Below are 4,527 nucleotides of genomic sequence, written 5' to 3' on the forward strand. Positions count from 1 at the left end.
CCCGCCGCGGCGGGCACCGCCGGACGGGGTTCCTCCCACCGGAGGAACCGTTCCCGGCGCAGCTTCCGTACGCCCCACCAGCTGAACGCTGACGCGGCTGCGGCCACAACCGCAAGGGCGACGATGATCCACTCAAGGGGCATGATTTCCCCAGACTATCCCTCAGTGGGCGGGTGCGGGCGTGGAGGTCGGATTCGGTACTCTTGGGGAGTGATCGACGTAAACGAGCTCCGCGACAATCCTGAAAAGTTCCGCCTTTCCCAGCGTGCGCGCAAGGCAGATGAATCTCTGGTGGATGCGATCATCGCGGCCGATTCCCGGCGTCGTGAATCCGTGACGCGCGCCGAGTCACTGCGGGCGGAGCAGAACGCTTTCAGCAAGCGGGTCGCCAAGGCCCAGGGGGATGACCGGCAGGCGCTTCTTGCCGAGGTCAAGGAACTGGCGGCGTCGGTGAAGACTGCCGCAGCGGAGGCTGAGGGTGCAAAGTCCGAGGCTGATGCCCTGCTGCGCCGGCTGCCGAACGCCATTCTCGACGGCGTACCTGCGGGCGGTGAAGAGGACTTCGTTGTCGTCAAGACCGTGGGGGAGCCCCGGCAGTTCACCGATTTTGAACCGCGGGACCACCTCGAAATCGGTGAGCTGATCGGCGCCATCGACATGGAACGCGGCGCCAAGGTGTCCGGGTCGCGGTTCTACTTCCTCAAGGGCATGGGTGCCCGGCTTGAGCTGGCGCTGCTGAACATGGCCATGGACCAGGCGGTCGCAGCAGGGTTCACACCGATGATCACGCCCACGCTCGTGCGGCCGGAGACCATGCAGGGCACCGGATTCGACATTGCCCATGATGCGGAGATCTACCGCCTCCCCGAAGATGATCTGTACCTGACCGGCACGTCCGAGGTGGCGCTCGCCGGGTACCACTCGGATGAAATCCTGGACCTCTCCGCCGGACCGCTCCGGTACGCGGGATGGTCCTCCTGCTATCGGCGGGAGGCGGGCTCGCACGGCAAGGACACCCGCGGCATCATCCGCGTCCACCAGTTCAACAAGGTGGAGATGTTCACCTACACCACCGTGGAGGAGTCCTACGCCGAGCACGAGCGCATGCTGGCGTGGGAAGAGGAGATGCTGGCCAAGGTCGAGCTGCCCTACCGGGTCATCGACACTGCGGCGGGCGATCTCGGCATGTCGGCCGCACGCAAATTCGACTGCGAGGCGTGGGTGCCCACCCAGAACGCGTACCGTGAATTGACGTCCACCTCCAACTGCACCGGTTTCCAGGCCCGCCGGCTCAACATCCGCGAGCGGGTGGAGGGCGCAAAGGGCACCCGGGCGGTCGCAACCCTCAACGGGACGCTCGCCACCACGCGGTGGATTGTCGCGATCCTCGAACACCACCAGAACCCGGACGGGTCAGTCACCGTTCCTGCTGCGCTGCGGCCGTACCTGGGCGGTCTGGAGGTTCTTCCTGTCCTTCAGAAATAGGGTGGCGGCCCCGCAGCCGTAACCTTCCGTTGTCCCAGCTGTGACCAAAAACCTACCCGCGGTTACCGGGTTTCTGGTTCACTTGAATGATGACAACTACATTTCCCGCTGGCATCGATGACCAGCAGCAGACAACACGAAAACTTGTTGCACTTGACGTTGACGGCACCCTGGTGGACCACGAGGGACAAATGTCGGACGAGGTCCGCTCAGCGGCCAGCGCCGTCGTCGAGGGCGGCCATGAAGTAGTGATCGCGACCGGCAGGTCCCTTGGTGCAACCCTGCCCATCATCGAGAAAATCGGGCTCACCCGCGGGCATGCCGTGTGCTCCAACGGCGGCGTCACCCTCCGGATTGACGTGGATGGGCTCGAGGACGGCTACGAGATCATCAACCGGGTGGTATTCGACCCGCGGCCTGCACTGGTGGCGCTGCGAAAGAGCCTTCCCACAGCGAAGTTTGCCCTCGAGGACGATCAGGGCCGCTTCCTCTCCACCGAACGCTTCCAGGACGCGAGCTTCGGGGCGGAGGCGGAGAGCGTCGGTTTCGACCGCATGCTGGAGGCCCGTGCGGTGCGCGTGGTCGTCTTCAGCACAGACAGCACGGCAGAGGAGTTCGGCGAAGCTGTCGAGTCGATCGGCCTGCACGGAGTCACCTACTCGGTGGGCTGGACCGCGTGGCTGGACATCGCCGCGGCAGGCGTCACCAAGGCCAGCGCGCTGGAACTCGTGCGGCGCAGGTGCGGCATCGACCCTGCCCAGACCGTCGCTATCGGTGACGGCCGCAATGACATCGAAATGCTCACCTGGGCAGCGCGGGGAGTGGCCATGGGCCAGGCACCCGATGAGGTCATGACGGTCGCCACGGAGGTCACGGCGTCGGTGTACGACGACGGCGCAGCCAAGATTCTCCGCTCCCTCACCCGGGCGGGGCAGGAGGAGCGCTAGCCGCTTCTGGAAGCGGGTCCGCGCCGCACTTTACCCAGCGCCTGCCTACCCGCCGGTAACCCCTTCATTCAAAGCCGCTCGCCTTTTGGCGGGCGGCTTTGCTGTGCCCTTCGAAAATCTTCGGATTGCATCCGATGGTTCCGCTGCTCTAGCCGTCGGCGAATAATTCCGGTAACTTAACGGAACCGAAACAAATTGTATACAAAATCGGTGACCAAGCTCTGATTGTATGTAAAGCACTGTCGCTCACATCGAAGGAACCCCATGCCCGTCCAGCACCCCCACCCTTCCCCGCGCCCTAAAGCGCGACTGATCCGCCGCAGCGCGCTCGTCCCGGTTATGGCGCTCGGCCTTGCCGTCAGCGCCTGCCAGGCACCGCAGACCACCGCCGAAGCACCGCAGGGAGACGACGTTGTCTCCGCGCCCATCGGCGAGAAGACCATCATCGAGGGCGGTGATCTCGTGATGGCACTCTCCGCAGAGCCTGACCGGCTCGACCCGACCACGTCATCGTCGCTGTACACCCGTTACGTCATGCAGACCATGTGCCAGAAGCTCTACGACATCGATGCGAACGGCGACATCGTTCCGCAGCTCGCCACCGAGCTCCCCGAGGTCTCCGAAGACGGACTGACCGTGCGCATCCCTGTCCGTGATGACGCACAGTTCGCCGACGGAACCCCGTTCAACGCCGAAGCCGCCGCCCAGACCATCGACCGCGGCGTCAACCTCGAGGGCTCCTCGCGCAAGAGCGAGCTCGGCCCCATCGAGAAGGTTGTCGCCGTCGACGACACCACCGTCGAAGTGACCTTCTCAAAGCCGTTCGCGCCCCTCACCGCAGCCCTCGCCGACCGCGCCGGCATGATCCTTTCGCCCAAGGCGCTCGAGGAGAAGGGCGAGGCCTTCGGCGACAGCCCGGTCTGCGTGGGCCCGTTCAAGTTCGTCGAGCGCGTCCCGCAGACCTCCATCAAGGTCGAGCGCGATCCCCTCTATTACGACGCCGAGAACGTGCACCTCGACACCATCACCTACCGCATTATCACCGATTCCAACATCCGCGCGGCGAACCTGCGCTCGGGTGATGTCCAGGTCGCCGACACCATCTCCACCCAGGACGTGGATGAACTGATGAACGAGGAGGGCATCGGCATCCTGCAGGTCGGTTCGCTCGGGTACCAGGGGATCACGGTCAATGTCGGCAACACCGACGGCGTAGGCGCCGCCCCAGGCGTCATCGATACCCCCATCGGCTCCGATCCCGTTGTCCGCAAGGCACTGTCCATGTCGATCGACCGTGAAGCTCTGGTGCAGTCGGTCTTCAACGGTTACCACGAGACAGCGTGCTCCCCGGTTTCCCCGGCCAGCCCGTTCACTTCTCCCGCCAGCGAGGCGTGCCCCGAATATGATCCCGAAGCAGCCAAGAGCATGCTCGAGGAAGCCGGCATCGAGACGCCGTACAAGCTGGAGATGCAGGTCAGCAACAACCCGGACACCATCCGCTTCGCCCAGGCCCTGCAGGCCGCGGTAGCCGACGGCGGCTTTGAGATCGAGATCCTCCCTGTTGAGTACTCGACCCTGCTCGATGTCCAGGACCGCGGAGACTACGAAATCCTTCAGCTCGGCTGGTCCGGGCGCGTTGATCCCCACGGCAACATGTTCAACTTCCTCTCGACCGGCGGCGGCGCAAACTACGCCGGCTACAGCAACCCGGATGTGGACGAGCTGTTGACGCAGGCCTCGCAGACCAACGACATCGCCGAGCGGGCCGACCTCTACGGCCAGGCCGTGACCCAGGTGCAGGAAGACAATCCGATCATCTACCTCTACCGGATTCGCAGCCTCACCGGGTACTCCACGGATATCGCCGGGGTTGAGACCTTCGCCGACGGCGTGGTCCACCTCAGCAACGTGGCATTCGTCGAAGCGGAATAAGCGCACCCATCATGCTCAACTACCTCGCCACACGCCTGTGGCAGTCAGTCGTCACGCTCATCCTCGCCTCGATGGTGGTGTTCTTCGGAGTGCGTCAGCTCCCGGGTGACCCAGCGCTTGCGATGGCGGGGGAAGAAGCAACACCCGAGCGGCTCGCGGCTAT

Annotated in this window: 3 protein-coding genes and 1 pseudogene; all 4 read left to right on the forward strand. The window is 64.5% G+C overall.

What is annotated here, in order from left to right:
• The first annotated feature begins 210 nt into the window (after positions 1-210).
• Positions 211-1,485 (forward strand): serine--tRNA ligase, encoded by a 1,275-nt coding sequence (gene serS, locus X803_RS0106495; RefSeq protein WP_026544513.1) that lies wholly within the window; start codon positions 211-213, stop codon positions 1,483-1,485.
• An 89-nt stretch (positions 1,486-1,574) separates the two neighbouring features.
• A complete protein-coding gene (locus X803_RS0106500; RefSeq protein WP_026544514.1) occupies positions 1,575-2,432 on the forward strand; it encodes an HAD family hydrolase in 858 nt (285 codons plus the stop codon).
• A 264-nt stretch (positions 2,433-2,696) separates the two neighbouring features.
• Positions 2,697-4,364, forward strand: coding sequence for an ABC transporter substrate-binding protein (locus X803_RS0106505; protein WP_084033484.1), 1,668 nt, complete (start codon positions 2,697-2,699; stop codon positions 4,362-4,364).
• An 11-nt stretch (positions 4,365-4,375) separates the two neighbouring features.
• Positions 4,376-4,527: pseudogene (locus X803_RS22940) on the forward strand (ABC transporter permease); the annotation flags it as partial.

The sequence above is a fragment of the Arthrobacter sp. 35/47 genome, from assembly GCF_000520475.1.
Lineage (GTDB): Bacteria > Actinomycetota > Actinomycetes > Actinomycetales > Micrococcaceae > Arthrobacter_D > Arthrobacter_D subterraneus.